The sequence below is a fragment of the Nevskia soli DSM 19509 genome, assembly GCF_000711955.1.
GTDB lineage: Bacteria > Pseudomonadota > Gammaproteobacteria > Nevskiales > Nevskiaceae > Nevskia > Nevskia soli.
On sequence record NZ_JONR01000045.1, the window covers coordinates 11,307 to 36,442 of the forward strand.

At 66.1% G+C, this 25,136-nt stretch carries 29 protein-coding genes and 1 pseudogene; 14 read left to right on the plus strand and 16 right to left on the minus strand.

Features of this window, described 5'->3' with window-relative positions; genetic code table 11:
- Nucleotides 1–274 precede the first annotated feature (274 nt).
- Nucleotides 275–1,774: a DUF3943 domain-containing protein gene (locus tag BP26_RS0119380; protein ID WP_051749187.1), complete on the plus strand. Its 1,500-nt coding sequence runs from the start codon at nt 275–277 to the stop codon at nt 1,772–1,774.
- A 92-nt stretch (nt 1,775–1,866) separates the two neighbouring features.
- Here BP26_RS0119380 and BP26_RS0119385 read toward each other — a convergent pair whose 3' ends face one another.
- Nucleotides 1,867–2,670, minus strand: coding sequence for a LemA family protein (locus tag BP26_RS0119385; protein ID WP_029922216.1), 804 nt, complete (start codon nt 2,668–2,670; stop codon nt 1,867–1,869).
- 247 nt (nt 2,671–2,917) lie between these two features.
- Nucleotides 2,918–3,859 carry a CE1 family esterase gene (locus BP26_RS0119390; RefSeq protein ID WP_084183248.1) on the minus strand — a complete coding sequence of 314 codons (942 nt, stop codon included), beginning with the start codon at nt 3,857–3,859 and terminating at the stop codon, nt 2,918–2,920.
- 212 nt (nt 3,860–4,071) lie between these two features.
- On the opposite strand from BP26_RS0119390, the gene BP26_RS0119395 reads away from it, so the two are divergent.
- From BP26_RS0119395 to BP26_RS0119405, 3 genes are all read left to right on the plus strand, one after another.
- Nucleotides 4,072–4,839 (plus strand): alpha/beta hydrolase, encoded by a 768-nt coding sequence (locus tag BP26_RS0119395; protein WP_029922218.1) that lies wholly within the window; start codon nt 4,072–4,074, stop codon nt 4,837–4,839.
- A gap of 65 nt (nt 4,840–4,904) precedes the next feature.
- Entirely contained in the window at nt 4,905–6,263 is a 1,359-nt protein-coding gene (gene gorA, locus BP26_RS0119400) for a glutathione-disulfide reductase (protein ID WP_029922219.1), read from the plus strand.
- Nucleotides 6,264–6,350: 87 nt separating this feature from the next.
- Nucleotides 6,351–7,256, plus strand: a complete 906-nt coding sequence (locus BP26_RS0119405) for an alpha/beta hydrolase family protein (RefSeq protein ID WP_169740748.1) — start codon at nt 6,351–6,353, stop codon at nt 7,254–7,256.
- An 82-nt stretch (nt 7,257–7,338) separates the two neighbouring features.
- On the opposite strand, the gene BP26_RS0119410 is transcribed toward BP26_RS0119405, so the two are convergent.
- Entirely contained in the window at nt 7,339–7,824 is a 486-nt protein-coding gene (locus tag BP26_RS0119410) for a peptidylprolyl isomerase (RefSeq protein WP_029922221.1), read from the minus strand.
- 201 nt (nt 7,825–8,025) lie between these two features.
- Here BP26_RS0119410 and BP26_RS0119415 point away from each other — a divergent pair, with 201 nt between their 5' ends.
- On the plus strand, nt 8,026–9,138 hold the full coding sequence (locus BP26_RS0119415) for an NADH:flavin oxidoreductase/NADH oxidase (protein WP_029922222.1): 1,113 nt from the start codon (nt 8,026–8,028) through the stop codon (nt 9,136–9,138).
- 11 nt (nt 9,139–9,149) lie between these two features.
- Here BP26_RS0119415 and BP26_RS0119420 read toward each other — a convergent pair whose 3' ends face one another.
- Nucleotides 9,150–9,344 carry an oxidoreductase-like domain-containing protein gene (locus BP26_RS0119420; RefSeq protein ID WP_029922223.1) on the minus strand — a complete coding sequence of 65 codons (195 nt, stop codon included), beginning with the start codon at nt 9,342–9,344 and terminating at the stop codon, nt 9,150–9,152.
- A gap of 96 nt (nt 9,345–9,440) precedes the next feature.
- Here BP26_RS0119420 and BP26_RS0119425 point away from each other — a divergent pair, with 96 nt between their 5' ends.
- Together BP26_RS0119425 and BP26_RS0119430 are read left to right on the plus strand one after the other, a co-directional pair.
- Nucleotides 9,441–9,641, plus strand: a complete 201-nt coding sequence (locus BP26_RS0119425; RefSeq protein WP_029922224.1) for a DUF4169 family protein — start codon at nt 9,441–9,443, stop codon at nt 9,639–9,641.
- A 93-nt stretch (nt 9,642–9,734) separates the two neighbouring features.
- A complete protein-coding gene (locus BP26_RS0119430) occupies nt 9,735–10,490 on the plus strand; it encodes a hypothetical protein (protein WP_029922225.1) in 756 nt (251 codons plus the stop codon).
- A gap of 21 nt (nt 10,491–10,511) precedes the next feature.
- Here BP26_RS0119430 and BP26_RS0119435 read toward each other — a convergent pair whose 3' ends face one another.
- The gene (locus BP26_RS0119435) at nt 10,512–10,850 is read right to left on the minus strand and encodes a hypothetical protein (protein ID WP_157572639.1); all 339 of its coding nucleotides are present in this window, start codon (nt 10,848–10,850) and stop codon (nt 10,512–10,514) included.
- A 502-nt stretch (nt 10,851–11,352) separates the two neighbouring features.
- Here BP26_RS0119435 and BP26_RS0119440 point away from each other — a divergent pair.
- The gene (locus tag BP26_RS0119440) at nt 11,353–11,955 is read left to right on the plus strand and encodes a hypothetical protein (protein WP_157572640.1); all 603 of its coding nucleotides are present in this window, start codon (nt 11,353–11,355) and stop codon (nt 11,953–11,955) included.
- Between the two features lie 119 nt (nt 11,956–12,074).
- A complete protein-coding gene (locus tag BP26_RS0119445; RefSeq protein WP_029922228.1) occupies nt 12,075–12,605 on the plus strand; it encodes a nuclear transport factor 2 family protein in 531 nt (176 codons plus the stop codon).
- A gap of 96 nt (nt 12,606–12,701) precedes the next feature.
- On the opposite strand, the gene BP26_RS26895 is transcribed toward BP26_RS0119445, so the two are convergent.
- The 7 genes and pseudogenes from BP26_RS26895 to BP26_RS0119480 form a co-directional block, all read right to left on the minus strand.
- Nucleotides 12,702–13,253, minus strand: a complete 552-nt coding sequence (locus BP26_RS26895; RefSeq protein ID WP_157572641.1) for a hypothetical protein — start codon at nt 13,251–13,253, stop codon at nt 12,702–12,704.
- A complete protein-coding gene (locus tag BP26_RS0119455; protein WP_157572642.1) occupies nt 13,250–13,594 on the minus strand; it encodes a hypothetical protein in 345 nt (114 codons plus the stop codon). Before BP26_RS0119455 ends, BP26_RS26895 begins: the two co-directional genes overlap by 4 nt.
- Before the next feature lie 123 nt (nt 13,595–13,717).
- Nucleotides 13,718–14,113 carry a nuclear transport factor 2 family protein gene (locus BP26_RS0119460; protein ID WP_029922231.1) on the minus strand — a complete coding sequence of 132 codons (396 nt, stop codon included), beginning with the start codon at nt 14,111–14,113 and terminating at the stop codon, nt 13,718–13,720.
- A 124-nt stretch (nt 14,114–14,237) separates the two neighbouring features.
- Nucleotides 14,238–15,584: a reverse transcriptase family protein gene (locus BP26_RS0119465; RefSeq protein WP_029922232.1), complete on the minus strand. Its 1,347-nt coding sequence runs from the start codon at nt 15,582–15,584 to the stop codon at nt 14,238–14,240.
- 368 nt (nt 15,585–15,952) lie between these two features.
- Nucleotides 15,953–16,969 carry a synaptic vesicle VAT-1 family membrane protein gene (locus tag BP26_RS0119470; protein WP_029922233.1) on the minus strand — a complete coding sequence of 339 codons (1,017 nt, stop codon included), beginning with the start codon at nt 16,967–16,969 and terminating at the stop codon, nt 15,953–15,955.
- 357 nt (nt 16,970–17,326) lie between these two features.
- Nucleotides 17,327–18,073 (minus strand): annotated as a pseudogene (mtgA, locus tag BP26_RS0119475) (monofunctional biosynthetic peptidoglycan transglycosylase); the annotation flags it as partial.
- A gap of 96 nt (nt 18,074–18,169) precedes the next feature.
- Nucleotides 18,170–19,183, minus strand: coding sequence for an LLM class flavin-dependent oxidoreductase (locus BP26_RS0119480; protein WP_029922235.1), 1,014 nt, complete (start codon nt 19,181–19,183; stop codon nt 18,170–18,172).
- A 91-nt stretch (nt 19,184–19,274) separates the two neighbouring features.
- Here BP26_RS0119480 and BP26_RS28820 point away from each other — a divergent pair, with 91 nt between their 5' ends.
- The gene (locus BP26_RS28820; RefSeq protein WP_084183250.1) at nt 19,275–19,448 is read left to right on the plus strand and encodes an oxidoreductase-like domain-containing protein; all 174 of its coding nucleotides are present in this window, start codon (nt 19,275–19,277) and stop codon (nt 19,446–19,448) included.
- A 14-nt stretch (nt 19,449–19,462) separates the two neighbouring features.
- On the opposite strand, the gene BP26_RS0119490 is transcribed toward BP26_RS28820, so the two are convergent.
- Complete coding sequence (locus BP26_RS0119490) at nt 19,463–19,909, minus strand: SRPBCC family protein (RefSeq protein WP_029922236.1); 447 nt, start codon at nt 19,907–19,909, stop codon at nt 19,463–19,465.
- Between the two features lie 150 nt (nt 19,910–20,059).
- Between BP26_RS0119490 and BP26_RS27865 the strand changes: the two genes are divergently transcribed.
- Nucleotides 20,060–20,467 (plus strand): protease inhibitor I42 family protein, encoded by a 408-nt coding sequence (locus BP26_RS27865; protein ID WP_051749191.1) that lies wholly within the window; start codon nt 20,060–20,062, stop codon nt 20,465–20,467.
- A gap of 23 nt (nt 20,468–20,490) precedes the next feature.
- On the opposite strand, the gene BP26_RS0119500 is transcribed toward BP26_RS27865, so the two are convergent.
- Nucleotides 20,491–20,697: a SlyX family protein gene (locus BP26_RS0119500; RefSeq protein WP_029922238.1), complete on the minus strand. Its 207-nt coding sequence runs from the start codon at nt 20,695–20,697 to the stop codon at nt 20,491–20,493.
- 90 nt (nt 20,698–20,787) lie between these two features.
- On the opposite strand from BP26_RS0119500, the gene arfB reads away from it, so the two are divergent.
- Nucleotides 20,788–21,201, plus strand: a complete 414-nt coding sequence (gene arfB / locus BP26_RS0119505) for an alternative ribosome rescue aminoacyl-tRNA hydrolase ArfB (protein ID WP_029922239.1) — start codon at nt 20,788–20,790, stop codon at nt 21,199–21,201.
- Nucleotides 21,202–21,230: 29 nt separating this feature from the next.
- On the opposite strand, the gene BP26_RS0119510 is transcribed toward arfB, so the two are convergent.
- Both BP26_RS0119510 and msrA read right to left on the minus strand, forming a co-directional pair.
- Nucleotides 21,231–22,163: an aldo/keto reductase gene (locus BP26_RS0119510; protein ID WP_211254987.1), complete on the minus strand. Its 933-nt coding sequence runs from the start codon at nt 22,161–22,163 to the stop codon at nt 21,231–21,233.
- 117 nt (nt 22,164–22,280) lie between these two features.
- A complete protein-coding gene (gene msrA, locus BP26_RS0119515) occupies nt 22,281–22,910 on the minus strand; it encodes a peptide-methionine (S)-S-oxide reductase MsrA (RefSeq protein ID WP_029922241.1) in 630 nt (209 codons plus the stop codon).
- A 182-nt stretch (nt 22,911–23,092) separates the two neighbouring features.
- Here msrA and BP26_RS0119520 point away from each other — a divergent pair, with 182 nt between their 5' ends.
- Both BP26_RS0119520 and BP26_RS0119525 read left to right on the plus strand, forming a co-directional pair.
- On the plus strand, nt 23,093–24,139 hold the full coding sequence (locus tag BP26_RS0119520; RefSeq protein ID WP_029922242.1) for an NAD(P)-dependent alcohol dehydrogenase: 1,047 nt from the start codon (nt 23,093–23,095) through the stop codon (nt 24,137–24,139).
- 11 nt (nt 24,140–24,150) lie between these two features.
- Nucleotides 24,151–24,708, plus strand: a complete 558-nt coding sequence (locus BP26_RS0119525) for an NADPH-dependent FMN reductase (protein WP_029922243.1) — start codon at nt 24,151–24,153, stop codon at nt 24,706–24,708.
- The last annotated feature ends 428 nt before the right edge of the window (nt 24,709–25,136 follow it).

Consider the following 25,136-nt stretch of genomic DNA (forward strand, 5'->3'; position numbering starts at 1 on the left):
ACATCACTATAGCTCTCCGATCGACTCACAGATCCTGCCCGGATCGCCAGCGGGCTGAACTATTAGCCGCAACTCGCGCCTAAAGGTTGAAGCCTGATTTGTTGCAGTGCGGTCTTGACGCGATTTTCCCGACAGGATGTCGGGGCGCGCAGTGGGAAGACGTTGGAGGCTACAGGGAATGTACATGCCTTTGCGCGATTGGGTGCCTGGATACAGGTGCGCCCGCATTTCTGCCCGGCTATCGTTTGGCCTGCTGGGATTCGCTCTGTTGCCGATGCAAGCCTTTGCGCAGGAGCAGGCGCCGGCCGCGGTGATATCCGCCAACGGCGCCGGCATGCCATCCGATCCCGATGCGAAGCCGGTGCGGCGGCTCTCCTGGGTAACCGACGAAGGCAAGAGTTACCTGATCCCGCTCGGCGAGATCATCAGCTACGAGCTGCTGCTGAATCAGTACGATCGCAACTTCATCGACCGCAGCGTGTACGGCACCACGCCTTCGACCATCAGCCACAACTTCAGCCATGGCTGGGTGGTGGACACGGACCCGTTCGCCACCAACCAGTTTCTGCATCCCTATGGCGGCTCGGTCTATAACGGCCTGGCGCGCTCGGCCGGCCTGAATTACTGGGAGGCGCTGGGCTACACCGCCGCCGGTAGCCTGCTGTGGGAGGAGGCCGGTGAGACCGGCGCACCCTCGATCAACGACCAGATCACCACCACGTTTGCCGGCTCCTTCCTCGGCGAACCCCTGTTCCGCATGGCCAACCTGCTGCTGGAAGGCGGCGACGGCCATCCGGGCATCTGGCGCGAACTGGGCGCGGCGGCGCTGTCGCCCTCGACCGGCTTCAACCGGCTGATGTTCGGTGAGCGCTTTTCCACCATCTTCCCCAGTCGCGATCCGGCGTATTTCTCACGCCTGAGCCTCGGCGTGACGCTGAATTCGGACGTGAGCTCCAACATCAACCTGAATGCAAATGTGACGCCGGACGAACCGAGCGCGCAACAGACGCTGAAGCGTACCCAGGCGGCGGGGGACTTTTCCTTTTCCTACGGGCTGCCGGGAAAGCCGGGCTATACCTATGACCGGCCGTTCGACTACTTCAACTTCGAATTCAGCGCGGTCAGCGCCAACCTGTTCGAGAACATCCTGATCCGGGGACTGCTCTACGGCACCAGCTACGAAAGCGGCGACAACTATCGGGGCATCTGGGGGCTTTACGGCAGCTACGACTACATCGCGCCGCAGATCTACCGCGTCTCCAGCACGGCGGCCTCGCTCGGCACGACCGGCGAGCTATGGCTTTCGCGCAAGGTGGCGCTGCAGGGCACCGCGCTCGGCGGCATGGGCTACGGTGCGGCGGGGACCATTCACGGCAGCGGCGAGCGTAACTACCATTACGGCCTGACGCCGCAGGCGCTGCTCTCCGGCCGGCTCACCTTCGGCGATCGCGCGCAGGTGGAATTGACCGGGCGCGAGTACTACGTCAGCGGCGTGGCATCCACCGAGCACCGCGGCGCGGAGAACATCCTGCGCGGCGACGCCACCTTTACCTTGCGGGTTTATGGACGCGGCGCGCTTGCGCTCAAGTACGTGGCCTCGAAGCGCGACGCGCACTACCCGGACCTGGCCACCACGCGGCAGTCGGTGCAGACGGTCAGCCTGTTCTTCACGTTGCTGGGGGACACCGGCCTCGGCGCCGTGGACTGGCGCAACGCCGATGCAGGCGGCCCGGCCCAGCCGCATGAGGGCGAGCCTGCCGAGCGCCTCGATTGAGCGGCGTTCGAGTACCGGATGCGCGCTTTGTCAGCTGCGCCTGCCAGCCATCGACGGCGCCTACAGCGCCTGGGCGAAGCTCCGCAGGGCGATCACGGTTTGACCGCGGGCTTGGCCGGCGGGGTGGGCTGGACAGCCTTGGCGGGTTGCGCCGGTTGAAGCGGCAGCGTATCCGGTTTGCCCAGTTGCGGCGTGCCCACGGCGATGCTGTGCTTCTGCGCGCCGCTGACGGAGTTGGAGACGATGGTGTCGAAGGCGGCCACCGGGTTATCGAACTGCTTGAGGCCTTTCAGTCCCTCGTCGTCGCTGCCGAACAGCTTGGAGCCGGTGGCGAACAGCAGGTCCTGGTGGCTGCGGTAGACGTGGTCCATGCCCATGGCATCGCGGAAGGCGATGGTGACGTCGTAGCGGTCGGTGGGCTTGTGCAGGCTGTGCAGGCCGAAGGTCATGCCGGAAATGAAGTAGTTGACCTGGGTACCACCGGAAAGGTCAGGCGCGTTTTCCACCAGCACCAGCAGGCGCTGCATCGCGTCCGTGACCGTACGGTTCGCGGCGGCGCCGGCGCGCGACTGGATCACCGCGGTGATCACCGGCGTGAAGTCGTCGGTGGGACGGCCGAGGCGGTGCACATCCCATTGGCCCTTGGCACGCAGATCGTTGCTGACCGACTGGAACAGGATGTCGGCCGCCGACGGGGAGACCTTGCCGGCGGACTTGAAGGTGACGCCGACGCTGATCGGCTCGGGCGGCTTCACCGGCGGTGCCAGATGCGCCACGCCGCCCATGACATCGGTCGAGCCGTCGGTCTTGACGTAGTAGCGGTTGTCCATGCAGGCCGACAGTCCCGCCGTGGCCAGCGCAAAGCAGGCAACGATCCGCAATTTCGCCGTATTCATCTCTAGCAATCCCCCGCGCATCGCATCCCGCCAGGAGCGCCGCAACGCTGCGGCGCCTGGAGGATGTTGATCTGGATTGCAGATTAATCGGATGCCGGCGCGGGAAATGCTTTTGGTGATGAGCGCATCCGATCGGCGGATGAAGGGATCGGCGGCGGGTTCGACGCACTACCGCTGTGCAGCCCCGCCGTCCGTCTTGAGCCCCGTGCGACCCGGCTGCGCTTGCCGTCCCAGGCTCATCGCTGGCTCAAGACGGCTGCTGGAAGAACTTCCACAACTGCAGGGTGGCGTCCATGTTCTGCGTGGTGACGCCGAAATTGCTGGGGAACGGCGAGCCCGGCCAGGTATGGCCGCCGCCGTTGACGGTGTAGAAATTCACCGCGATGCCCGAGGGGCAGGGCTTGTAATCGGTCAGCGTGATGAAGGTGCCGTCGAGCACGGTCACCGGCAGGGTGGTGACGGTCGGTACAGTGGTGGAGCAGCCATCCTTCTGCGCCCAGAAGGCGGCGTTGGCCGGCGCCGACTCGGTGCCGATGTTGGGCTGGCCGCCGTAGCTGTTGACCGGGTCGAGGGTGCCGTTGATGAAGGCCAGGGGAATCTGCCTGGTGGGATTGCAGGCGGCCGCCACGGTATCGCGCAGCAAGGAACCCACCGCGGCGGCGGCGGTGAGGCGCGGCGAGAGGTCGCAGGCCAGGCGTTCGGTCATGAAACCGCCCTGGGAAAAGCCCATCACGTAGACCCGCGACGGGTCGGTCTGGTACTGCTGCGAGATGCGGTCGATCACGGCGGAGATGAAGGCGACGTCGTCCGGGCCGGTGGTCGAGGGATCGTCGTGCCAGGTCTCGTTCTCGCCCTGGGGCAGCACCACCACGGCGCCGTCGCTGACCACCAGGCGCCCGACGCGGCTCAGGTTGGCCATGTCCACATTGGTGGTGGTGAGCGGATGCAGCATCACCAGCAGGGGGGCGCCGGCGACCGGCGCCTTGGGCACGATGCCGATGTAGGTGCGCTGGTCACCGCCCTGGTCGATGGTGCCGGCGATGCTGGCGGTGCCGGGGGTGGGAATCAGCAGGGGCACGTCGGCGGCACCGGTGACCGGCAGGGACACCGGCGACGAACTGCCGCAGCCCGCCAGTCCAAACAACAAGGAGCAGCCCAGGCTGCGCGCAAACGCCAACGTCCGTGTCATAAAATTTTCGCCTGAGAGTGCCGCAGTTGTTGTTACCACCGGCCTTGGAGCCGCGTGTCACGATCCGGGTTCCCTGGCCGCGGCTCACCCGGCGGCCCGCATCGGTGATGCACGAGCGGTGCCAGCCAGCGACAGGGGCGCGACAGGATAGTCGATTATCCTGTACCGGACCTGAAACTTTCGTGACGAGACCCGCCTGGATGGTGCCTTCGATGCTGCGCAAAACCCTACTCTGGAGTGCCGGCCTGCTGGTCCTGGCCTATGCCGGCGCCGGCGCCCTTCTCGATCTGCAGCAGCGCTCGCTCCTGTATTTTCCGCAGGGCACCCATGTGAAGCCAGGGCAGACCGACTACGCACTGCAACGCGAGGGCGTGACGCTGCGCGGCTGGGTGATGAACCCGGGCCAGGCCCGCGCCCTGATCTACTTCGGCGGCAACGGCGACGCGGTGCAGAACATGCGCGAGGACTATGCCCGCTGGGGGGCCGGCCGCACTGTCTACCTGGTGGCCTACCGCGGCTATGGCGCGAGCGAAGGCACGCCGAGCGAGGCGGCGCTGTTCGGCGATGCGCTGGCGATCTACGACGACGTGCGCACGCGGCAACAGGACATCGCCGTGGTCGGGCGCAGCCTGGGCAGCGGCGTCGCCACCTGGCTGGCTTCGCAGCGCCCGGTGGAGCGGCTGGCGCTGGTCACGCCGTTCGACAGCATCGCGCGCATCGCCCAGGCCCGTTTCCTGATCTTTCCGGCGCAGCTGATGCTGAAGGACAAGTACGAGTCCTGGCGCTATGCGCCGCAGGTGCGCTGCCCGGTGCTGGTGCTCGAGGCGCAGAACGACGGCGTCGTCCCGGCGGCGAGCACCGCACGGCTGCTGGAAAAATTCGCCCCTGCCCCAAAAGTCCTCCGCATCGACCATGCGGGTCACGACAGTATCATCCGCGACCCGGCCTATGCGGCTGCCATCACCGATTTCCTGCGTTAGAGCCTGTGAACGCCAATTTGATCGCTGCGACACCCGACCAACCCATACAAGGCAGACGCCAGCGCATGTCCACCTACGACTACGACCTGATCACCATCGGCGCCGGTTCCGGCGGCGTGTCCGCGAGCCGCTATGCCGCTTCGATGGACGCGCGGGTCGCCATCTGCGAGGCGGGCCGCGTCGGCGGCACCTGCGTCCTCCGCGGCTGTGTGCCGAAGAAGATCTTCATGTACAGCGCGCAGTTCGCCGATGCCTTCGCCGACGCCGGCGGCTACGGCTGGCAGCTGCCGCAGGCGCCGGTGTTCGAGCTGTCGCGCCTGACCGCGGCGAAGAATGTCGAGATCGACCGGCTGGAACTGGAATACCGGCGGGCGCTGGCGGCCTCCGGCGCGAAGCTGCTGAGCGGACGCGCCGAGGTGCTGGACCCGCACACCGTGCAGATCAATGGCGAGAAACTGACCGCGCAGCGCCTGCTGATCGCCACCGGCGGCTCCCCCAACCGCCCGGACATTCCCGGCATCGAGCTGGCCGTCACTTCCACCGAGATGCTGGAGCTGACCGCGCCGCCGCGGCGCCTGCTGATTCTCGGCTCCGGCTACATCGGAGTGGAATTCGCCGGCATCTACCACAGCTTCGGCAGCGCGGTGAAGCTGGCCTATCGCGGCGAGCTGCCCTTGCGCGGTTTCGACGGCGACCTGCGCAAACGCCTGGCGAAGGCGATGGAAGACCGCGGCATCGAGCTGCACCGCGGCTTCCACCCGGTGCGGCTGGAGCGCGTGGGCGATGAATACATCTGCCATGGCAACGACGGCCTGCAGCTGCACGCGGACCTGGTGCTCAACGCCATGGGGCGCTCGCCCAATACCGCCAACCTCGGCCTGGAACAAGCCGGCGTGGCCCTGGATCCGCAGACCAGCGCGGTGAAGGTGGATGCCTATTCACGCAGCAGCGTGCCCTCGATCTTCGCCGTGGGCGACGTCACCGACCGCCTCAACCTGACGCCGGTGGCGATCGCCGAGGGCCGCGCCTTCGTCGATACCGAATTCGGCGGCGTACCGCGCTCGGTCAACCACGCCACCGTGGCCAGCGCCGTGTTCTCGCAGCCGCCGCTGGGCCACATCGGCCTGAGCGAAGAACAGGCAGTACAGGACGGCCATCGCATCCAGGTGTTCGAAGCCGACTTCCGGCCGATGCGCAACGTGCTGCCCGGACGCAACGAGCGCAGCTACATGAAACTGGTGGTCGATGCGGACAGCAACAAGGTGCTGGGCCTGCACATGATCGGGACGGATGCGCCGGAGATCGTGCAGGGACTGGCGGTGGCGGTGACGATGGGCGCGAGCAAACGCGACTTCGACGCCACCGTGGCGGTGCATCCGACCATGGCCGAGGAATTCGTGCTGATGCGCAAGCCCCGGGCCTGAACCGGCACCAAATCGCGGCGATGCGGTCTGATGAAGATCGCGACGGCGACAATCGCCGCGGATCCCTGCCTTCAGAGCCTCGTACCGATGCCATTACGCCTGCTGTTCCTGCTGACTTGTTTGCTTTGCATGGGCGCGGCCCAGGCGCGCGAGCAGACGCTCAAGGTGGCGGGCATGCAGGTCACGGCCTGGACGCCGGATCAACCGGTGCCGGGCAAACTGCCGGTGCTGATCTTCTCCCACGGCCTGCATGGCTGCGATGTGCAGTCGCGCTCCCTTACCGAGGCCTTCGCCGCGGCCGGTTACATCGTGTTCGCGCCGAATCACCGCGATGCATCCTGCAACGGCGGCACCACGCCATGGTTCGAAGGCACCGAGATGATGTTCCTGCATCCGGAGCAGTGGACCGAGGCGACCTACCGCAATCGCGGCGACGATGTGCGGCGCCTGATCGCGGGCCTGTACGACGACGAGCGCTTCCGCGACCGCGCCGACTGGTCGCGCCTGGGCCTGGTCGGGCACTCGCTCGGCGGCTATACGGCGCTGGGGCTGGCCGGTGCCTGGCCGGGCTGGAAGCTGCCGGGGGTGAAGGCGGTACTGGCGCTGGCGCCGTACAGCCATCCCTACACCGTGCAGCAGACGCTGGCGGGACTGTACGTTCCGGTGATGTACGAATGCGGCCAGAACGACTTTCCCATCACGCCGGTGGTGGCGCAGCCCCAGGGCAGCTACGAGCAGTCGCCGCAGCCGAAGTACTACGTCGAATTCGCCAATGCCGGGCACCTGGCCTGGACCAATTCGGACGCCACCGACCGCAGGGCCATCCTGGCCTACAGCCTGGCCTTCCTCAACCACTATGTGAAAGGCGCCCCGGCTGACGCGGCGCTGACCCATCCCTTGGTCGGCGTGGCACAGTTGCGCTACGCCTCGGAGCTGGGCAACAGCGACCAGCCGGCAACCGTGGAGAATACGGCAGCCGGCGGATCGAGATAGCGCGCCGCGTTACGGCGCCATCGACATCAGCATCACCTGGCCGCGCAACACGCGGTTGGCAACAGTGCGATGCGGAGTCTCCTCAGGCCGCGACGTCGGCCGCGACCTTGAAGCTGACGATCTTGTCCGGATCGGTGACGCTGCCGTTGCGCGAAGGGCTGCCCTTCTTGATGGCGTCGACGAATTCCATGCCGGACGTCACCTTGCCCCAGATGCTGTACTGGCCGTCGAGGCTGGGCGTGTTCTCGAGCATGATGAAGAACTGGCTGTCGGCCGAGTTCGGGTCCTGCGCGCGGGCCATCGAGCAGACGCCGCGCAGGTGCTTCTCCTTGGAGAACTCCGCCTTCAGGTGCTTGCCCGAGCCGCCGGTGCCATTGCCGCGCGGGCAGCCGGTCTGCACCATGAAGCCTTCGATCACGCGATGGAACGGGATGCCGTCGTAGAAACCCTTGCGCACCAGTTCCTTGATCTGCGCACAATGCTTCGGCGCGAGGTCGGGACGCATCTCGATGACCACGCGGCCGGCGGGGACTTCGAGGTACAGGGTGTTTTCCAGGTCAGCTGCCATTTGATTTCTCTGTAGAAATTACGATCGTTCGTGGGGGGTATTTTAAGTGTTTTTGCCCACTGGCGCGGATCACCCCCGGATTATGCCGCCCCCTCTTGCGCAGCCCGCGCCCGGCACCATTTTCCGCCTGCGCGGTCCATCGCTTCCAACCTTGTCTTGCGCGCCGTCCCGGTGCGCGCGCATTCCTGCCAGGAGAGCTGCATGAGCAAGCTGTTTTCCCCCTATTCGCTGGGCCCGGTCGAGCTGGCCAACCGCATCGCGGTCGCGCCGATGTGCCAGTACTCCGCCGAGGACGGCAAGGCCACCGACTGGCACCTGCTGCACCTCGGGCACCTGGCCCTGTCCGGCGCCGCCATCCTGTTCACCGAGGCCACCGCCGTGCTGCCGGAAGGCCGCATCTCGCCGGGTGACCTGGGCCTGTGGTCCGACGCCACGGAAGAGGCGCTGGTGCCGGTGGTGGCCGCCATCCGCAAGTACTCGCCGATCCGGTTGGCGATGCAGCTGGCCCATGCCGGGCGCAAGGCGTCGAGCCACGTGCCCTGGGAGGGCGGACAGCTGATCCCGGCCGGCCAGGGCGGCTGGCAGCCCCTGGCCCCCTCCGCGGTGCCGCTGGCGGCGGGCGAGCCCGCGCCGACGGCGCTGGATGCGGCCGGACTGGAACAGGTGCGGGAAGCCTTCGCCGCCACCGCGCGCCGCGCCGACCGGCTCGGCTTCGACGCGGTGGAACTGCACTCGGCCCACGGCTACCTGCTGCACGAGTTCCTGTCGCCGCTGACCAACCGTCGCGATGACGGCTACGGCGGCTCGCTGGAGAAACGGCTGCGCTTCCCGCTGGAAGTGTTCTCGGCGGTGCGCGCGGCGTTCCCGGCCGGCAAGGCGGTGGGGGTGCGCGTCTCGGCGACCGACTGGATCGAAGGCGGCTGGGACCTGGAACAGACGCTGGCCTATGCCCGGGAGTTGAAGCGGCGCGGCTGCGATTTCATCCATGTCTCCAGCGGCGGCCTGTCGCAGCAGCAGCAGATCGCGGTGCATCCCAACTACCAGGTACCCTTCGCCGAGCGGATCAAGGCCGAGGTCGGCATACCGACCATCGCCGTGGGCATGATCACCGAGCCGGAGCAGGCGGAGGCGATCGTAGCCACCGGACAGGCCGACATGGTGGCCCTGGCGCGGGCCATGCTGTTCGACCCGCGCTGGCCCTGGCACGCCGCCGCGAAGCTGGGCGCCCAGGTAGCGGCGCCGAAACAGTATTGGCGCTCGCAGCCGCGCGCGTACAAGGCGCTGTTCGGCGATACCAGCATGGGGCAGCGCTAGCCGCTGCGGGCCTAGCCCTGCGGGCGGGTGTCGCCTCCGGCGCGTTCCGCGCGGATCTGCGCCACCCGCTCTTCCCAGCGTTCGAGGTCGCGCTCGTACAGGTCGAAGACGCAGAGCAGGCAGCCGCCGCGGCAGCAGTCCTCGTCGCGCGGCGGCTGCGGGCGCGGCGGCAGGTCTTCATTGGCGATAGTGGAGTCGGTGGCCATGTGCGGCCAGTCTACTGCCGCTGCACAACGCCGGGCGTGGCGCCGGCGGCGGGAATGCCGTAAAAATAAGCGGCATTCCCTGGACGCGGCGCAGACATGGGCGAAGTCATCAACCTGAACAAGGCGCGCAAGCGCAAGGCGCGTGCCGATGCCGCGGCACAGGCGGCGGAGAACCGCGTGCGCTTCGGCCGCACCAGGGAACAGAAGCAGCTCGACGCCGCCGTCACCGAGGCAGCGCGGCGGCGGCTCGATGCGCTGAAGCGCGAAGACGGCGGAGAAGGCAGCGGCGAGGATTGAGGCCGCGGCGGTTCGGGCGTCGGCGGACGTTTAACCCCGTTTCCGCAACTGCCGCGTTTATACGGATGGCTCCCCCAAAACCAGGAGTTGTCCATGCGCCGCCTGCTGCCGCTGTTGCTTGCCGCCCTCTTCGCCTGCGCGCCGCCGGCGCGGGCGGGCACCCTGGCCGATGTCGAGGTCTACGACCGCAGCAGCGGCATCATGCTCCCACTGTACCGGCACGAAGGCCGGCTCTATGTGGCGGGCGAGCCGCGCCACGAATACGAACTGCGCATCCGCAGCCACAGCGGCGCACGCCTGCTGGCGGTGGGCAGCGTCGACGGCGTCAATGTGCTCAGCGGCGAAACCGCCGCGCCGGACCAGGACGGCTACGTGCTGGATGGCTACGGCTCGCTGGCGATCGCCGGCTGGCGCAAGAGCCTGCAGCGGGTCGCCGCGTTCTACTTCACCGCGCTGCCGGACAGCTATGCGGCACGCACCGGGCGGCCCGACGACGTCGGCGTGATCGGCGTGGCCTTGTTCCGCGAGCGGGTGCCCTGCTGCATGCAGATCGGGGAACTGTCACGGGATGCACGGCCGCGTGCCGCGCCCGCGCCGGCTGCCGAGGCCGGCAGCGCGGCCCAGGCGGCGCCGGAAGCGATGGACCGGCTCGGCACCGGCCATGGCCGCAGCGAATATTCGGCGGCCTACGAGACCACCTTCGAGCGCGACAGCGCGGTACCGGACGAGGTCATTTCGATTTTCTACGATTCGCGCCGCAAGCTGATCGCACAAGGCATCATCGCCGAACCGCGCCTGGCGCAGCGCAGTCCCAACCCCTTTCCCAACCGCTTCGTCCCGGACCCCTGAGCCGACGGCGCGGCGTTCGCTTCAGGGATCGTCGCGCCGGCTCTCGTCGTAATCCGCCAGCACGATGACGTAGGGGATGTCCCGGTCCAGGTTGCGCACCACGGCAACGCCGTTGCGCGACCACACCAGGTCGCCGATGCCGACCAGCAGGCCGGCGGCGGTGGTGCAGCCGTGGCTCTCGTCCAGCTCGGCACGGGCGCCCGCGGCGCCGTTGCTGGCGTAGGCGCTGGCGACGGCGATGGCCGACCAATCGCGGTCGCAGACCACCGTGGTGGATACCTTGATCCACATGCCGTAGTGGACGCCGGGGTCCGAGCCCAGGAACAGGCTGGGCAGCACCACGGGAATCATTCTCAACATCGCAATACCTCGCACCGGCGCGGCTTATACAGCAGGACAATCGCCATGCAGCACTCGTGCCCGCATCCTCCGGCAATTTTCCGCAGCCTTCACAGCCGCGCCGCCCGGCGGTATTGCAGCTCGCCTTCAGCGGCATCGGCCGCTACCGCGGCGGATGCCGTCGAATCGCACGACATGGGCAGTCTATTCCCCTGCTGCCCGGCCCGGAGGTGGCAAATATCCACCATCGAAACGACGGGTTGCCGGCAAAACCAGGGCCTGCCGGACCTTGCCCCTTGCCGGGAGCCGCTTTTCCCGCAAACAGCCGACCAAGGCGCGCCAGGACGGTACCATAAGGTACCTACAAGCCCGGATTTTGCGGCCGTAAACCAATTTCCCGCCGGCTGCATCCAAGCTGCAATCGGAGCCGGCGCCGCGCCGCGCAACCTTTTGCAACGTATGTAAAGCGCGGCGGAGCGGTCAGGGAAGAAGAGAACGTGTTCCTTCAAGGAGAGTATTGCCCGTGGTCCAGGCGACAGAGATGCGGGAAGCCCGGCAGGAACAGGTCCGGGACGGCTCGCGCGATTTCGATTTTCTGAACGGGCGTCATCGCGTCCACAACGTACGCTTCGCCGGCCGGCTGGAACAGTCGGAACGCTGGGAGACTTTCGAAGCGCTCAGCATCACGACGCCGCTGCCGCGGGGCACCGGCTGCATCGACCAGCTGGTGGCGGACGGACGCAGCGGGTACACCGGCACCACCCTGCACCTCTACGACCCGCGCATGCGGCGCTGGAGCCTGTACCGCATGGATAGCGCCAGCGGCCTGTTGCAGTCGCCGCTGCAGGGCGCGTTCCACGACGGGACCGGCGTTTTCGAAGGGCGCGATGAGCTGGGAGGGCAACCGGTGCGCGTGCGCCTGACCTGGTCGCACATCGGCAGCACCTCGGCGCGTTGCGAACAGGCCTATTCCAGGGACAGCGGCGCCTCCTGGGAATCCTGCTGGATCATGCAGTACATGCGACTGGAAGAGCGCCAGCCACAAGCCTCGCGGGAACAGGGCCTGGTCCTGGCGACGGAATTCATGTTCAGCGATCCGCCGGCCAATCAAGGCAAGCGCCCCTAGTACGATCGGACGATGTAGCGCCATCCCGCAGCCAACAAGATCGTCGCCAGGAGCGGACCCGGCCGGCGCAGCCGCCGTCACCGGCGAAGACCGCTGCAAGACACGACGAGGAGAAGGCGATGGCACTGTCCCCTGCCCGGCTGGAAGCGCGGGCCGTCGAGATGACGGCGGCATTCGAGGAAGCGGCGCGGCGCAACGAGTGGTCCTGGTTGGCCGACGCGTTCTACGCGGAGAATTGCCGCTATGTCTGCGAGTACGGCGGCACCATGCTGGTGGAAGCGCGCAGCCGCGAAGAGATCCGCGCCACGCACTACGGCCGCGACATGCGGGTGGGCTGGGAAGGCTGGACCTTTCCGATCGAACGCTATGCCACCCGCGACAACCTGATCATCACCCACTGGTGGAACCGCGGTCCCGGACTGCGCGCCGACGGCAGTTACCGCCAGACGCCGGGCATTTCCTTCATCGAAGTGGGCGACGACGGCCTGTTCACCAGCCAGCTCGACCTGTTCGACCTGGCGCACCAGATGAAGCTGTGCGACGAACTGGAAGCGGAAGGCCTGCTCTCGCCGCAGCTCAAACGGGAATGGGTGATTCCGACCAAGCGGCGGCTGATCGAGATGCTGGGCGGGAACCTAGCTGCGGTCTGAAACGCAATAGAGCGGGTCGTGACCCGCCCTATTGCGAGCTTCTGCCGTAAGCGAAGCACGACCCGACTTACGTAAACTTCAAATCCGCCGCAACGACTAGAGACTGGCAGCCTTCAGCTTATCGAAGAAGTCCGAAATGCTGGTGCGCACCGCGCCTTCATTGGCCAAACGCAGCCGGGTCACCGCTACGAATGCATCCGAGACAGTGGCGGTATACGCGGAATTGAGGGTCTCCAGAAGCACGGGATTTCCAGCCGTATCGTAAACCTTGTAGTTCACGTGGACGGTCACCTTCATGTCCAGACCGATACTGGGCTGCGACAGTCCGAGCAGGTTGACGTCCACCGGGTACTTGCAGGAACCCGATGCAGCACTCAGACCGGCGGAGTCCATCGAAGTGATGAGCGCAGTCTGGAAATCCTTGTTACTCACTTTGGAGAGCCAAAGCGGATTCGTATCCTCCCCACCGCTCACGGTCCGAATGCACATGGCCTGATGCAATGCCGGAGGGAAATTGGTATCGGCCGATGCCGCCGCGACGGCCATGTGGGACGGATCGGCAGGCGTGGCGCACCCGCTCAAGCCGGCGCACGCAAGCATGCAGACACCCAACCCCAGCCTGAAAACAGCTAGCTTCGAATCAATCATGGTCCACCGCACCCCTTTGTTTTGGCGAGATAATTAAGTTTTTCATTGCGGTCCAGGAGCGCCCTTGCTTTCACCTGCTCCTCGTTGGAAAAATCCATCAACATCGGAAGGGGCAGTACCCCGGCCACGACGTTCGTTCGCTCCACCGCTTTGTCCTGCTTGAGCAGTTCGCGCACATCCCGGGCATTCGCGGCGAGTTGGTTGTTGAGCTGCGTGCAATTCAGTTGCTCATCGCCTGCCTGCGACATGGCAACCGGCGTCACCTCCCGTGCGGCGCAAGCGGCCACGCAGAGAATCGCCGCCGTTGCCGACAGCACGCAAAAGGATTTTGACCAAGCCACCCCGCCCGCCCCCAACCGTTCCCCAAGAGCATCTGCAACGAGTCTCTACGCCCGTATGCCCGATTTGTTTTTAGTCTATACCCATACCACGCCGGTATTCAAAGCCCCGGATTTCACTTCGTTTCATCCGGGCCGCGCCTGCTGCAGCATCGCCCCCATCTTCTGGTGAATCAGATTGATGGCCTTGAGCGGGCGCAGCATGACCTTGAAGTCCACGATCTTCCCCTCGGCATCCCAGGTGATCATGTCGACGCCATTCACACTGATGCCGTCGATCTCGACCACGAATTCCAGAACCGCGTCGTTGCCAGCGATGATCTCACGAACATACCGGAACGATTCGTTGAAGAAGACGCCGAGCGCCGCGGCCAGATACAGGCGCGTGGCCGCCTTCCCGACCTGGGGCGTATGCACGACCGGAGAATGGAACACGACGTTATCGGCCAGGAGCGTGTTCAATCCGGCGACATCCCTGGTCTTCACCACGCGATGCCAATCCGCAATTGTGTTTATCGTCATCACGACACTCCTGAATTCATCTATGAGTAGGCTGCATCGACGATAACAGGGAATTGTCGTTCCCGGCCACCGGGCGCGCCGATGCGGCAGGAACTCGCGGTCACGAAGCAAACGCTCATCCCGTCTATCCCGCGCCGGCTTGCCACTCTACGCGTTCCAGAAGCGCCTGGAGTTTGGCCCCACGCCGCTGGTTCAGGTTCTTCAAATGATTGACCCGTCCCAGGAGATGCGCTTGGAAGTCGCGATGCCCCTCTCTGTTCTGCGAATCCGGATCGAAGCGCAGGCAGTTGTACAAGGTTGCTTTCAGGCGATCATACTCATTGCGCTGCATGTTGACTCTTTCGTTTACCACGATGCCGGTCAAGATCTGACGGTCGCTTTTGTGCATGGCGCGCGTCTTTCGAAAATTCACCTCGAACCCCTCCGCCAGTGCGATAGCGGCGATGGTCGTGCTGAGATCCCCGATTTTGCGGCGCACCCCTTCATTGCCTGAGAACGCAAGATCGTCCGCGTAACGCGTGTAATCGGCATTCACCTTGCTGGCCAGCGCGGCCAGCCGGAAATCGAGATGCAACGCGCATAAGTTGGCCAGTGCGGGGGAGGTCGGCGCTCCCTGTGGGAGATGGCGCTCGTTGAGTTTCTTGCACTCGGGCCAGGGCAATACAAATCCGGGATCGGCGCCGGGAATCTTCAGGGCGACGCGAGCAGGCAGACGATTGGTGCACAACCCTGCCAGATATTTGGCGGTTTCTTCCGGATAGCCGAGGGTTTTGAAGAGGGCATTGATGCGTGCGAACGGTATGCTGCCGAAGAAATTGTGCAAATCCATGCGCAACACGACGAGTTTTCCTACGTGTGGCGCGACATAGGTCAGGCAGGAGCGGCCGCGACGAAAGCCATGCGCCGCCTCGTGCGTGGGGATGAGATCGAGAATTTCGCGCAGGATCCTGGTCTGGATCGCGGACAACCTGGGCTTGGGACTCTCGATCAGGCGGTAGTCACCGTGCCGCTTGGGTATCCATTTGTAGTGATAGTGGCAAAGGGCTCCGTCGGATGAGCCGATCATGCCGCGCAGGTCTGCATACCACTCCAGTTCGGGAATGGTGATGCCTAGCCACGCGGCCAGGTCTGCCGACGTGGGGAGTTCAGGAAGGACACATCGGGCCAATGCGCCGGGGCGCGGCCCCATGGACGGCACGCCGAAAAAATAGCGGCGGATGCGGAGTTTTCCGGCAGCCTTCCAGGCCTTGCAATAACCGGGATCGGTCTGGATGAAGCCGATCAGTTCCCCACGCTGGGCGTGAGCAAGCGCTGCACCGAATCGCTTGAATACCCTCCTGGCGAATGGCCGTATCCAGCGATGTTTCCGGCCAAGCGCTTCCGCTGCCCTCGCGGCTAGATCGTCAACGCTTGAAGGTCCGGCAAGCAAGGCGTCGGCAAGCCCTTCCGCGACTTGATCCCGAGGCGTCATAGGCTTATCGAAATCCGACCATGGAAAGCAGCGAGATTCTCCAACCAGTCGCGTTGTCCACGAGCCGCACTGCACCTCGTGCAGACCCGCTCGTGGGACGATTTTGCCACCATCAGGAACCAACCCCGGGGTAACCCCGGAGAGGCAAGAAGTCTACGTACAGAGGACTTGCCTGCCAGCTTGAAGAATCCGCCGCCGAAAAAAGAGTAGATATTGACGGACGGGAAGTCAAAGAAGGGCGTGAGGGACTCAATCGGGTCAGGCATTCATGCCCGCAATGTGACACTTCATACCTTCCCTGACTCCATCGTCAAGCTCGGTACTCCGGAGTTTTCTCTGTCCGAAGTCGCGGCTTGGCTCTCTCGGGCTCAGGGCACCAACACCACCTTCCCGATATTCTTGCGCGCCTCGATGTAGCTGTGCGCTTCACCCACCTGCGCCAGCGGAAAGGTCTTGTCCACGTGCGGCCGCACCCAGCCTTCGGCGACGCCGCGCAGCAGGGTTTCCATCCACGGCCGGATCTTGCCGTTCTCGTGCCACATATGGCCCAGGTTGACGCCGAATACCGAGCGGTTGTCGTTCATCAGGCCGACCGGGTTGAACAGCGGCAGGCTCAGCGCCAGCTTGAGGAAGGCCAGCGGACGGATCAGGCCCGATTCGGAGGCGGTGGAGATGCCGAACATGCCGAGGCGTCCGGTGTGGCGCAGGGCCTTGTAGCTTTTCTTCCAGTGGGCGCCGCCGAGCGGATCGAGGATCAGTTCGACACCGCGGCCTTCGGTGAGCCGGTCCAGCTCCGGGCTCCAGTCGGCGCCGCGGTAGTCGATGGGGTAATGCAGGCCGCGTTCCCGCAGGAAATCGTGCTTGCTTGTGCTGGCGGTGCCGTAAAGTTTGGCGCCGATGTGACGGCCGAGGTCGATGGCGGCGAGGCCGACGCCGCTGCCGGCGTTGTGGATCAGCACCGACTCGTCCTTCGACAGCGAGCCGACCACCACCATCAATTGCCAGGCGGTGAGGTAGTTCACCGGAATGGCGGCGGCTTGTTCATGTGTGAGCGCGGCCGGCTTGTTGAACACCTGCGGCAACGGCACCACCACGGTGTCGGAATAGCCGCCGAAGCGGGTCAGGGCGAACACTTCGCGGCCCTGCCAGTCCTCGGCGACGCCGGGCCCTGCGGCGTCGACCACGCCGGAGACTTCATAGCCCACCACGCAAGGCAGCTTGGGCGCATCGGGATACAGGCCCTTGCGCGCCAGGATGTCGGCGAAGTTGATGCCGCTGGCGCGGACGCGGATGCGCACTTCGCCCGCCTGCGGCTGCGGGTCGGCGGACTCGCGCAGTTGCAGCTTTTCCGGGCCGCCGTGGCCGGTGATGTAGATCTGTCGCATTGCCTGCCCCCGCCCCATTGCCGCGATCGGCGGGGCCAAGTTACCCGAGCGGGGCAGTGACCGCCAGCGGCCGCTTCAGCCCGGCGGCTTGTCCGTCGGCGGCGGCGATGCCTCGGCGGGAACGGCGGCATCGTGGGCCGCGTCGGTGCCGGGGGAAGGCGCATCGGGGGCTGGAGCCGGGGCCGGCGGTTCACCGGCAGCCGTGGGGGCCGCGGCGGGAAGAGCTGGCGACTCGGTTGGCGCGGTCTGCGGCGGCGGTGCGGCCTGGGCAGCCGCGTCTCCATCGTCGTTGTCGATCCCCTGGGACTCGGCAGGCGGCGGCAGCGGCTCTTCCTGCGGCGCATCGCGCGTGCCGTAGCCCATCTGCCCCAGGATCCAGGCGACGCGCGTCTGCACGTAGGCGCCGGGCGCGCGCACGCTCCAGTGGCGCGGATTCGGCAGCACCGCGGCCAGGCGCGCCGCTTCTTCCGCCGTGAGCGCGGAGGCGGGCTTGCCGAAGTAGTTGCGCGCCGCGGCTTCCACGCCGTAGATGCCGGGGCCGAATTCGGCGATGTTGAGGTACATCTCGAGGATGCGGTCCTTGCCCCAGATCTTTTCGATCAGCACGGTCAGGCCGGCCTCGATGCCCTTGCGCACGTAGCCGCCCGGCCACAGGAACAGGTTCTTGGCGGTCTGCTGGCTGATGGTGGAGGCGCCGCGGCGGTGATGCCGCGGATCCTGGTTGTATTGCTGCGCCTTGTGGATGGCGTCGAGGTCGAAGCCCTGGTGGGTCCAGAACTTCTGGTCCTCCGCCGCCACCACGGCGCGGCGCGCGGTGTCGGCGATGTTGGCCGAGGGCACCCACAGGTACTGCACCGGCTTGGTCGGGCTTTGCAGCATGTAGGAACTGATCGGCGGCGGCAGCCAGCGCAGGGCGACGATGGCCGCCAGCACCAGGACGATGCAGGCCAGCAGCAGGCCGAAGATCCAGGACAGGACCGAGGGGCCCCGCGACGGCGGGGCGATTGGCCCGGGGGGCGGCGGCCGGCCGACGCGATGCGCCGGATCGACACGCAGGGTCTGCGTGCTGGCCGGTTCCAGGGTCGGTTCGATGCGGGGGCTCATGCGGGCAATGCTTTCATCTTTTTCTTTCGGCGCATATAGGGGACCCGGCTTTTCCACCCAAGGTTCCCGCCCAGCCCGGCCGCGCGGCGTTCCCCGCTATGCCGGTCCCGCCGCGGCGTCGAGGCCGAAAGCCGCCGCCAGCAGCTCATAGGAGCGCAGGCGCTCGGCGTGGCCGTGCACATTGGTCACCACCATCACCTCGTCGGCACCCGTATCGTGCGCCTTGGCCTCGATCTGGGCGCGCACCGAGTCCGGCGTGCCGACGATGGTCATGTCGCGGAAATGCCGTACGGCTTCGCGTTCGCCCTCGGTGTAGGGATAGGCCAGCGCCTCCTCCGGACTGGGCAGGGGCAGGAACTCGCCGCGGTTGATGCGCAGGCGCGCCAGCTCCATGGTCAGGGCCAGGTGCTGCGCCTGTTCCTCGGTCTCGGCGCAGACCACGGCGACGCCGAGGATGGCATGCGGCCTGGCGAACTGCGCCGAAGGCGTGAAGCTCTGCCGGTAGGCGGCGAAGGCCGGCCCGGCCGGGGTGGGGCTGAAATGGCTGGCGAAGCTGTAACCCATGCCGGCGCTGCCGGCCATGCGGGCGCTGGCGCCGCTGGAGCCGAGCAGCCAGATCGGCGGCAGGGTCACGCCCTCCGGCATCACCCGCACGCGGCGGAACGGATGCCCGGACGGAAGCTCGCCCTTGGACAGGGCCAGCATTTCCGACAGGTGGGAGGGGAACTGCTCGCCGTCGAAGGCACGCAGGGCGCGGCTGGCGGCGGGCTCCGAGCCCGGCGCGCGGCCCAGGCCCAGGTTGATGCGGCCGGGATGCAGGGCTTCCAGGGTGTGGAAGGCCTCGGCGATGCGCAGCGGCGCGTGGTTGGGCAGCATGATGCCGCCGGAGCCGACGTGGATGCGCCGCGTGGCGGCCGCGACATGGGCAATGAGGATTTCCGGCGCGGAACTGGCCACGCTGGCCATGCTGTGGTGCTCTGCGAACCAGTAGCGGGCGTAGCCGAGGCGATCGGCCAGCTGCGCCAGGTCCACGGTACGGCGCGCCGCTTCGGCGGGAGTGGTGCCGGTCGGCACCGGCGCAAGATCGAGTACCGACAGGGGGATGTTCATAAGCTCCCGCTATGTGGGCAAAACCCGGGGATTCAACACGCACGCCGGGGCGGCGCGCTAAGATTTGCCCTCGATACCCGCCGCTTCAGTCATGCCGGACAGCCCCGACACCCTGCCGCCCAAGCCGCAGCCGCCCCAGAATTACGACTGCTGCGGTGGCGGCTGCGCCGATTGCGAATTGCGCATTTACCAGCGCGAACTGTTGCGCTGGAAAAAGATGGAAGCGGCACTGTTGGCCGGCGGCGGCAGCAAGCTGCTGCCCTGAAACAAACGCGCCGCTCAGCGCTTGCCGCCGAAGTGCCGGGTCAGGTTGCTCAGCGCCAGGCGCGATTCCGCCTGTACCTTGCGCCACATGAACAGTGCGTTGACGATGCGCAGGTGCAGCGGCTTGACGTGGTAGCGCAGGGTACGGGTGAAGTTCATGCCGGTGTTGCGCCCTTCGAAGCGGTACAGCAGGTGCACGGTGCTGCCGTCGTCCATCACCGCGCTGGCGGCCCAGCGCACGCCGGGCTCGGCCTCTTCCACCGTCCAGCGCAGGTGGCGCTTGATGCCGGCGGAGAGGATGTCCTCCTCGAAACGGGCCCCGGCGGCGAGGGATTCGGCGGCGTGCTCCTGCGCCCCCAGCGAGGCCGGGTGCCATTCCTTCCAGCGCGCCGGGCGGGTGACGTAGTCGTACACCGCCAGGGTCGGGGCGAGGATGAATTGTTCGAGCTGGATCGTGGTCATCGTCGTACAGGATACAACCTGGGGAGCCTTTGATTAATCCCGCCTCCGCCCGGCCCGATGTGCGCTGCGGCTCAGTATTCCGGCTGCGGCGCGCCCATGATGCGGCCAACGATGACACTTCGACTCATCGAATCGCCAGGGGGTTCCACCATGATGCGCCTCATTTCCACCATCGCCGTGACCTTTGCCGCCGCGCTCTGCGCCGGCTGTCCCACACAGTCGCCCGCGCCGACCACGCTCACCGTTACCGAAAAGGATGCCGGCCAGGCGGTGCAACTCGCCGTCGGCGGCAACCTCGTGGTCAATCTGAACGGCAATGTGAGCACCGGTTACAACTGGGAAGTGCGTGCTGTCGACGCGGCGGTGATCAAGCCCACCGGTTCCAGCTACAAGCAGAATGATGCACCGCCCGGAATGGTCGGCGTGCCCGGCGTACAGAGCCTGGCTTTCGTGGCGGTGGCATCCGGGCAAACCACGCTGCAGCTGGCTTATTCACGTCCCTGGGAGAAGGGAGCCGCCCCGGCGCAGACTTTCCAGATTTCGGTGTCGGTCAAGTAAGCACACCCCGCTGCAACGCCGCCTCAGTAGTGGGGCGGCACTTCGTCGGCGGCGGTGCCGCGAAACACACTGTCAGCCGAGTTGCGGGCACGCTCCAGCAGCTCGCGGCAGGTGGCCTCGAGCTGGTCTATCTGCTTCTGCTGGCGCGCCACCACCTGGTTGAGCACCTGCAGGGTTTCTTCCAGGTAGGCGAGCTTGGTTTCCAGCTCGATCAGGCGGGGTTCGTCCATGGCGGCGGCGCGGCGGTAGTCGGGTCGGCATGCAGTGTAGCGGCTGAAGCCTCAGAATAGGCGCAACTCCCCGCCGCGCCGACCGTTGCCGTGCTCCAGATCAACGACAGACTCAGCCTGCCGCTCGAACAGATCGAGCTCAGCGCCATGCGCGCGCAGGGCTCGGGCGGGCAGAACGTCAACAAGACCTCCACCGCCATCCACCTGCGCTTCGACATCCGTGCTTCTTCGCTGCCGGAGGAATTGAAAGAGCGGCTGCTGCAGCGGGCCGACCAGCGCATCACGCGCGAAGGCGTGGTGGTGATCAAGGCGCAGCAGCACCGCAGCCAGGAACAGAACCGCGACGATGCGCTGGAGCGGCTGCGCGAGCTGATCGTCGCGGCGAGCATCGTGCCGCGCAAGCGCCGGGCGACCAAGCCGACGCGCGGCTCGCAGCAGAAGCGGCTGGAAGGCAAGACGCTGCGCGCCCGGACCAAGGCGCTGCGCAGCAAGATCGAAGACTAGAGGCCCCTCGCCGGCAATCGGCTGGCGGCCTATCCGTGCTGGTGGCTGGCGAGCAGGCGGTCGATCTCCGCCAGGTCGTCGGTGGTGAGCTTCCAGGCCACGGCCGCGGCATTGCCCTGCACCTGCGCCGGCTTGCTCGCACCGGCGATCACCGAGGACACGGCGGGATGCGCCAACAGCCATGAGAACGCCAGTTGCAGCACGGTGTGGCCGCTGGCGGCGGCGAAGTGCCGCAGGGATTCGACCGCGGCCAGGTTGACGTCGGTATAGGAACCGGCGCCCCAGGCGCCGGGTTCGAAACGGCTGCCGGCGGGCGCCGCTTCGCCGCGCTTGAAGCGGCCGCTGAGCAGGCCGTTGGCCAGGGGAAAATACGGCAGGAAGGCCACGCCGCCGCGCGCGCACTCGGGCAGCATCTCGGCTTCCGGCTCGCGGTGCAGCAGGCTGTACTCGTTCTGCACGCTGACGAAGCAGGCGGCTCCGGCCTTCACCGCCTGCTGCGCTTCGCGCAGCTGGGCCGCGGAGAAATTCGAGCAGCCGATTTCGCGTACCTTGCCGGCGCGCACCAGGCCGTCCAGCGCCTCCAGGGTATCGGCGATGGGCGTATCGGCGTCGGGCTTGTGCAGCTGGTACAGGTCGATGTAGTCGGTGCCGAGGCGACGCAGGCTGTCTTCCACCGCGCGGCGCACGTAGTCCGGCTTCGCGCCCTGGCGCTGCGGGTCCACCGCCATGCCGAACTTGGTGGCGATGATGGCCTGCGCGCGCCGGCCGGCCAGCGCGCGGCCGAGGAATTCCTCGCTGCGGGTGCTGCCGTAGATGTCGGCGGTATCGAAGAAATTCACGCCCGCGTCGAGCGCGGCATGGACTACCGCGGCGCTGGCGGGCTCGTCGATGCGGCGGCCGAAGTTGTTGCAGCCCAGGCCGACCACCGAAACTTCAAGGGCACCGATGCGACGCTTTTCCATATCCTCAATCTCCATTCGATCCGAATGTAGGTCGGCTCAAGCGCAACGGAGCCGACAGCGCTCTTTCAGGAGACACCGCATGTCGGTTCCGGGCGCTGGCGCGCCCCTTGAACCGACCTACGATTTTTTCAGGCTGTCCCCGAAATACTGCCGTAACTTCTCGACCTTGGGCAGGGCCACCGCCGCGATGTACGGCTGGTCGGGATGCAGCTCGGCATAGTTCTGGTGGTAGGCCTCGGCCTCGAAGAACTGCTCCAGCGGCTCCAGGCGGGTGACGATGGGCCGCCCGAATACCTCGGCGGCGTCCAGCTGCCGGATGTAGCGCTCGGTCACCAGCCTCTGCTCGTCGTTGGCGTAGAAGACAGCGGAGCGGTACTGCGTGCCGACATCGTTGCCCTGGCGGTTGAGCTGGGTGGGATCGTGCGCCACCGAGAAGAAGATTTTCAGCAGCTTGCCGAAGCTCAGACGCGAAGGATCGTAGGCGATCTGGATCACCTCGGCATGTTCGGTGCTGCCGGTGCAGACGCTCTTGTAGTCCGCCGTTTCCTCGCTGCCGCCGGAATAGCCGGAGACCACTTCGAGCACGCCTTCCAAGTCGCGGTAGACCGCTTCCACGCACCAGAAACAGCCGCCGGCAAGCACCGCCAGCTCGCGCCCGGGCGCCGCCTGCAAGGGCGCGTCATAGGCCGGGTCCGGAAAATTCTTCGGACTGATCTTGAGGCTGCCGCCAAACAGTGAACCGATCATCTGCTCATCCTTAATTGGATACCGAATGGATCGCAACCGTGGTTGCGATTGGACCATCGCACCGGGCAAAGGTGCGGATTCCGCCTTGGCGGCGTTACTCTATACCTCTCTTCGCCGCCCCGCCCCGGCCCGAAGCCGTCACACCGCCAGGCCGGAATTTCTTGCAGATCAGGAGCATGCCCATGCCCGCTTCCCTAGGTTACGCCGCCCATAGCGCGAAAGCACCGCTGACCCCGTTCACCTTCGAACGGCGCGAGCCCGGTCCTCATGACGTGCAGATCGAGATTCAATACTGCGGTGTGTGCCACTCCGACCTGCACCAGGTGCTGGACGAATGGGGCGGCGGCATCTTTCCGATGGTGCCGGGCCACGAAATCGTCGGCAAGGTGGTCAAGGTGGGCGCCCAGGTGAAGGGTTTCAAGCCCGGCGATCTTGCCGGCGTCGGCTGCATGGTCGATTCCTGCCGCAGCTGCGCGAGCTGCAGCGATGGCCTGGAACAGTATTGCGAAAAGGGTTTCGTCGGCACCTATAACGCGAAGGCGAAAGACGGCTCCATCACCTACGGCGGCTATTCCAACAATATCGTCGTCGACGAAGCCTTCACCCTGCGCATCTCGCCCAAGCTGAGCCTGGCAGCGGTGGCGCCGCTGCTTTGCGCCGGCATCACCACCTGGTCGCCGATGCGCCACTGGAAGGTATCCAGGGGCCAGAAGGTGGGCGTGGTCGGCCTCGGCGGCCTGGGCCACATGGCGGTGAAATTCGCCCACTCCTTCGGCGCGCACGTGGTGCTGTTCACCACCTCGCCCGGCAAGGCCGAGGATGCGAAACGCCTCGGCGCGGACGAGGTGGTGGTGTCGCGCAACAAGGACGAGATGAAGAAGCATGCGCGCAGCTTCGACTTCATCATCGACACCGTTTCCGCGCCGCACGATCTCAACGCCATGCTCAACCTGGTCAAGCGCGACGGCACCATGACCCTGGTCGGCGTGCCGCCGGCCGATCCCAGCCTCAAGGTCGGCAACCTGATCTTCCAGCGGCGCCAGCTCGGCGGCTCGCTCATCGGCGGCATCCAGGAAACGCAGGAGATGCTCGACTACTGCGCCGAGCACGGCATCGTCTCCGACATCGAGATGATCCCGATACAGAAGATCAACGAGGCCTACGAGCGTATGCTGAAGAGTGATGTGAAGTACCGCTTCGTCATCGATCTCGCCACGCTCAAGCAGTAGGCGCCCCATCCATGGCCGACACCATCAGGATCATTGGCATTTCCGGCAGCCTGCGCAAGGCCTCCTTCAACACCGCTCTGCTGCGCGCCGCAAAGGAACTGGCCCCGCCGGACCTGCAACTCGACATCGCCGACATCTCGCAGCTCCCGCTCTACAGCCACGACGTGCAAGTCCAGGGCTTCCCCGAAGCCGTGCAGAACCTGGGTGAACGCATCCGTGCCGCCGACGGCCTGCTGTTCGCCACGCCGGAGTACAACTACTCCGTCTCCGGCGTGCTGAAGAACGCCATCGACTGGGTATCCCGCCTGAAAGACCAGCCCTTCGCCGGCAAGCCCGCCGCCATCTGCGGCGCCAGCGCGGGCCTCCTCGGCACCGCGCGGGCGCAATACCATCTGCGCCAGATCGGCGTTTACCTGGACCTCCGCTTCATCAACAAACCGGAAGTGATGGTCGGAACCGCACAGGAGCGCTTCGACGCCGAAGGCAAGCTGACGCATGCGCCGACGCGGAAGTTCGTGGGGGATTTGATGGTGGCGTTGCGGGATGCGGCGAGGCGGGGCAAGAGCTGAGACGACCGCGGGATCACCTTTCGTCCCCTCTCCCCTTGGGGGAGAGGGCCAGGGTGAGGGGTAGGTAGCGGAGTGCGGCGCTTGGGCTCTGGATTTGCTTTCGCGGGAATGACGAGGGTGGAGTGGTGACGCTTTTGATGTTGCTGTGGCTTCTTGCTTTTGATTTTCCGCCCCGTAGTTTGCGCCGAGCATCACAGCTCGTGGCGGCATCAGCCGGCGCGTGTGTTCGCGCCGGGCGAGGCAGGATGCCGAAGCGTCTGAAGACAGGCCAGGGATGGCCTGTCTTCAGACCCCGCCACGAGCGAGAAGCGCAGGGCACCGGGCTATCGCGCTTCTTCTTTTGCGATAGTCCGGCGCAAACTCCGGGGCATGTTCTTTTGGTTACTTTTCTTGCGTCAAGAAAAGTGACTCGCCGCAGGCGAAAACTC

Excerpts from the sequence above, each read along its gene's own strand:
- BP26_RS0119415 (WP_029922222.1), top strand. The coding sequence starts at position 8,026 with ATGAGCAAGCTGTTTTCCCCCTATTCGCTGGGCCCGGTCGAGCTGGCC.
- BP26_RS0119390 (WP_084183248.1), bottom strand. The coding sequence starts at position 3,859 with ATGACACGGACGTTGGCGTTTGCGCGCAGCCTGGGCTGCTCCTTGTTG.
- gorA (WP_029922219.1), top strand. The coding sequence starts at position 4,905 with ATGTCCACCTACGACTACGACCTGATCACCATCGGCGCCGGTTCCGGC.
- BP26_RS0119395 (WP_029922218.1), top strand. The coding sequence starts at position 4,072 with ATGCTGCGCAAAACCCTACTCTGGAGTGCCGGCCTGCTGGTCCTGGCC.
- BP26_RS0119470 (WP_029922233.1), bottom strand. The coding sequence starts at position 16,969 with ATGCGACAGATCTACATCACCGGCCACGGCGGCCCGGAAAAGCTGCAA.
- BP26_RS0119410 (WP_029922221.1), bottom strand. The coding sequence starts at position 7,824 with ATGGCAGCTGACCTGGAAAACACCCTGTACCTCGAAGTCCCCGCCGGC.
- BP26_RS0119435 (WP_157572639.1), bottom strand. The coding sequence starts at position 10,850 with ATGTTGAGAATGATTCCCGTGGTGCTGCCCAGCCTGTTCCTGGGCTCG.
- BP26_RS0119520 (WP_029922242.1), top strand. The coding sequence starts at position 23,093 with ATGCCCGCTTCCCTAGGTTACGCCGCCCATAGCGCGAAAGCACCGCTG.
- BP26_RS0119480 (WP_029922235.1), bottom strand. The coding sequence starts at position 19,183 with ATGAACATCCCCCTGTCGGTACTCGATCTTGCGCCGGTGCCGACCGGC.
- BP26_RS0119385 (WP_029922216.1), bottom strand. The coding sequence starts at position 2,670 with ATGAATACGGCGAAATTGCGGATCGTTGCCTGCTTTGCGCTGGCCACG.
- BP26_RS0119465 (WP_029922232.1), bottom strand. The coding sequence starts at position 15,584 with ATGACGCCTCGGGATCAAGTCGCGGAAGGGCTTGCCGACGCCTTGCTT.
- BP26_RS0119500 (WP_029922238.1), bottom strand. The coding sequence starts at position 20,697 with ATGGACGAACCCCGCCTGATCGAGCTGGAAACCAAGCTCGCCTACCTG.
- BP26_RS28820 (WP_084183250.1), top strand. The coding sequence starts at position 19,275 with ATGCCGGACAGCCCCGACACCCTGCCGCCCAAGCCGCAGCCGCCCCAG.
- BP26_RS0119380 (WP_051749187.1), top strand. The coding sequence starts at position 275 with ATGCAAGCCTTTGCGCAGGAGCAGGCGCCGGCCGCGGTGATATCCGCC.
- BP26_RS0119510 (WP_211254987.1), bottom strand. The coding sequence starts at position 22,163 with ATGGAAAAGCGTCGCATCGGTGCCCTTGAAGTTTCGGTGGTCGGCCTG.
- msrA (WP_029922241.1), bottom strand. The coding sequence starts at position 22,910 with ATGATCGGTTCACTGTTTGGCGGCAGCCTCAAGATCAGTCCGAAGAAT.
- BP26_RS0119490 (WP_029922236.1), bottom strand. The coding sequence starts at position 19,909 with ATGACCACGATCCAGCTCGAACAATTCATCCTCGCCCCGACCCTGGCG.
- BP26_RS0119525 (WP_029922243.1), top strand. The coding sequence starts at position 24,151 with ATGGCCGACACCATCAGGATCATTGGCATTTCCGGCAGCCTGCGCAAG.
- BP26_RS27865 (WP_051749191.1), top strand. The coding sequence starts at position 20,060 with ATGATGCGCCTCATTTCCACCATCGCCGTGACCTTTGCCGCCGCGCTC.
- BP26_RS0119445 (WP_029922228.1), top strand. The coding sequence starts at position 12,075 with ATGGCACTGTCCCCTGCCCGGCTGGAAGCGCGGGCCGTCGAGATGACG.
- BP26_RS0119405 (WP_169740748.1), top strand. The coding sequence starts at position 6,351 with ATGCCATTACGCCTGCTGTTCCTGCTGACTTGTTTGCTTTGCATGGGC.
- BP26_RS0119425 (WP_029922224.1), top strand. The coding sequence starts at position 9,441 with ATGGGCGAAGTCATCAACCTGAACAAGGCGCGCAAGCGCAAGGCGCGT.
- BP26_RS0119430 (WP_029922225.1), top strand. The coding sequence starts at position 9,735 with ATGCGCCGCCTGCTGCCGCTGTTGCTTGCCGCCCTCTTCGCCTGCGCG.
- BP26_RS0119420 (WP_029922223.1), bottom strand. The coding sequence starts at position 9,344 with ATGGCCACCGACTCCACTATCGCCAATGAAGACCTGCCGCCGCGCCCG.
- BP26_RS0119460 (WP_029922231.1), bottom strand. The coding sequence starts at position 14,113 with ATGACGATAAACACAATTGCGGATTGGCATCGCGTGGTGAAGACCAGG.
- BP26_RS26895 (WP_157572641.1), bottom strand. The coding sequence starts at position 13,253 with ATGATTGATTCGAAGCTAGCTGTTTTCAGGCTGGGGTTGGGTGTCTGC.